Consider the following 3,355-nt stretch of genomic DNA (forward strand, 5'->3'; position numbering starts at 1 on the left):
TCTGCCCTACGTCACTGAGGTGCTGTCCAAGGCGTCCGGCCCGTTCGTGGCCGCCTCCGCCGACATCCCGGTCCTCACCATGGAGACCGATCTGCCCGCGCTGATCGCGGAATTCGCGGGCGGCAATCCGAGCGCCGAACTGTCCGAGGACGATCCGGCGATCATCCTCTACACCTCCGGCACCACCGGACGCCCCAAGGGCGTCGTGCACACCCAGCGCAATATGGTGGCGGTCGCCGACTACCACCGCTTCATGGACGCGCTGGCCGCCGGTTTCCGCGGCCAGGCCTGGGACGGTTCCCCGGCCGCGCGCCGCTACCTGGCCACCATGCCGCTGTTCCACATCGCCAGCCTGCACAATCTGTCGATCCCGCGGCTCACCACCGGTGACGCCGTGGTCTTCCCGACCTCCGGCGAGTTCGACGCGGAATCGCTGCTGGCGCTCGTCGAGGCGGAGCGGGTCACCAACTGGGCGGCCGTGCCGACGCTGGCGAGTCGCATTCTGGCCGTGGATATCTCGAAGTACGACCTGTCCTCGCTGACGGCGTTCTCACTGAACTCCGCGCCCGCCTCGCCCGCGCTGGTGCAGCGGCTGCGGGAGCGGTTCCCCGTCGCGTTACAGGGCCTGACCACCAGCTACGGCTGCACGGAGTCGGGTACCGCCGCGACCGTCGCCACCCCGCCGGAGCTGGCCGCTGACAACGAGACAGTGGGCCGCGCGGTGGTCGGCGTCTCGCTCGAGATCCGCGATCCCGACGGCAAGGCGGTGCCCGACGGCGAGGAAGGCGAGATCTGCGTCCGCAGCCCGTACGTCATGCTCGGCTACTGGAACAACGAGGACGCGACCGCCGCGGCCATCGACGCCGACCGCTGGCTGCGCACCGGCGACTTCGGCACCCTGCGGCAGGGCAAGCTCTACATCTCCGGGCGGCGCTCGGATCTGATTCTGCGCGGCGGCGAGAACGTCTACCCGCAGGAGATCGAGAATGTCCTGGACGAGCATCCGGCGGTGCGGGAGTCGGCCGTGATCGGCGTCGCGCACGAGGATCTGGGCCAGGAGGTGGCCGCGATCGTCGTTGTGGACCAACCGGATTCGGTGGGCGAGGACGAATTGCGCGACCATGTGGCCAAGCAACTGGCCTACTTCAAGGTGCCGGCCCGCTGGCTGGTCACCGCGGAACCCCTGCCGCGCAATGCCACCGGCAAGGTGCTGCGCCGCGATCTCTCAGTGGGGGAGTGAATTCTGTTGTACGACACCATTATCAAGAACGGCCGCTGGTTCGACGGGACGGGCGCGCCGTCGGCCGTCCGCAATCTGGGCATCCGGGACGGGCGGGTGGCGACGGTCTCGGCCGCGCCGCTGGACGAAACCGGTTGTGCGCGAGTCATCGACGCGACCGGGCGGTGGGTCATGCCCGGCATGATCGACATCCACACCCACTACGACGTGGAGGTGCTGCTGGATCCGTCGCTCTCGGAGTCGTTGCGGCACGGGGTGACCACACTGCTGCTGGGCTCCTGCTCGCTGTCGACCGTGCATGTGGAGGGCTCGGACGCGGGCGACCTGTTCGGCCGGGTCGAGGCGATTCCGCGCAAGCACGTGGTCGCCGCGGTCGACGGGCTGAAGACCTGGAACAGCGCGCACGGCTATGTCCGAGCGCTGGAGTCACTGCCGCTGGGGCCGAATATCGCTGCCTTCATCGGACATTCGGACATCCGAACCGCGCAGCTGGGCCTGCAGCGGGCCACCGATCCGGACGTGACGCCGACCGAGGCCGAGCTGACCGCCATGGAACACAAGCTGCGTGAGGCCCTCGACGCGGGTTTCGTCGGCATGTCCTCACAGCAACTGCTGTTCGACAAGCTCGACGGGGAGGTGTGCCGCTCGCGCACGCTGCCCTCGACGTATGCGACCACCAAGGAACGGCGGCGGCTCAATCGCATTCTGCGCGACCGCAAACGGGCGTTGCAGGGCGGTCCCGACGTGGCGCGCCCGCAGTCGCTGGTCGCCATGGCGGCCTCCAGCCTGGGCATCTTCCGGCCGAACCTGAAGGTGAGCCTGCTCTCGGCGGCCGACATCAAGGCGATCCCCGGGGTGGTGAAGGTCTTCCCGCTGATCGGCAAGATCCTCAACCGGCTCGGCGGCGACTTCCGCTGGCAGCATCTGCCGGTGCCGTTCGAGGTGTACTCCGACGGCATCGATCTGCCGGTGTTCGAGGAATTCGGTTCCGGCGCAGCGGCCTTGCACCTGTCGAACCAGCTGGAGAAGCGGCACGAGCTGTTCGCCGACCCGGAATACCGGCGGCAGTTCCGCCAGGACTACGACAAGAAGTGGGGCCCGCGCGTCTGGCACCGGGACTTCTTCGACGCGGAGATCACCGAATGCCCGGATCCGAGCGTGGTCGGCAAGACCTTCGGACAGGTGGGCCTGGATCGCGGCGGCATCCACCCGGTGGACGCCTTCCTGGATCTGCTGGTCGAGCACGGATCCGGGGTGCGGTGGCGGACCACCATCTCCAATCACCGGCCCGAGGTGCTGAACACCCTCGCGGCGGATCCCAGTATGCAGCTGGGTTTCTCGGACGCGGGCGCGCATCTGCGGAACATGGCGTTCTACAACTTCGGGCTGCGGTTCCTCAAGCGCGTGCATCAGGCGCAGCAGGCCGGGCGGCCGTTCCTGACGATCGAGCGGGCGGTGCACCGGCTCAGCGGTGAACTGGCCGACTGGTACGACCTGGACGCCGGTCACCTGCGCGAGGGCGACCGGGCCGATGTGCTGATCATCGATCCGGCCCGCCTGGACGACAGCCTGGAAGCCTATGCCGAGAACCCGATTCCCGAGTTCGACAACCTCTCCCGCATGGTCAACCGCAATGACGAGACCGTCACCGCGGTCCTGGTCAACGGCGAGTTCGTGTTCGGGTTAGGGGAGAAGGCGGCGACGCTGGGCAAGGAGCGCACCGGCGAATTCCTGCGTGCCGGACGGTACGAGAGCCCGGTCGCGGAGCTGAAGGGTGGAGTGCGGTGAGCGCGAATCGATTCGACGGCAAGGTCGCGGTCGTCACCGGTGCCGCGTCGGGGATCGGTGCGGCCATCTCGGCCGCGCTGCTCGCCGAGGGCGCGAAGGTGGTCGGACTCGACATCGACGAAGCCGGGCTCGGGAAGCGGGCCGCCGAGTTGGGTGACGCCTTCGTCCCGTCGGTCACCGATGTCACCGACGAGGCGTCGGTGGAGGCCGGAGTAGGAGTCGCCGCAACGCGTTTCGGTCGCCTCGACGCCGCCTTCAACGCGGCCGGGGCGTCCCGCATCGGCGCGGGCGACCGGGGCGGGCGGGGGTGTGGTCGAGGTGGCCGCC

At 68.8% G+C, this 3,355-nt stretch carries 3 protein-coding genes; all 3 read left to right on the forward strand.

From position 1 onward, the window contains the following. The coding region (locus ACWELQ_RS41655; protein ID WP_452402498.1) for a class I adenylate-forming enzyme family protein at window positions 1-1,240 on the forward strand (1,240 nt) is incomplete at its 5' end. Window positions 1,241-1,243: 3 nt separating this feature from the next. Further along, window positions 1,244-3,028, forward strand: coding sequence for an N-acyl-D-amino-acid deacylase family protein (locus ACWELQ_RS41660; protein ID WP_452402500.1), 1,785 nt, complete (start codon window positions 1,244-1,246; stop codon window positions 3,026-3,028). Beyond that, window positions 3,025-3,355: SDR family NAD(P)-dependent oxidoreductase (locus ACWELQ_RS41665; protein ID WP_452402499.1), on the forward strand; the 331-nt coding region annotated here is incomplete at its 3' end. The genes ACWELQ_RS41660 and ACWELQ_RS41665, both read left to right, overlap by 4 nt.

The organism is Nocardia sp. NPDC004722, from assembly GCF_053601505.1.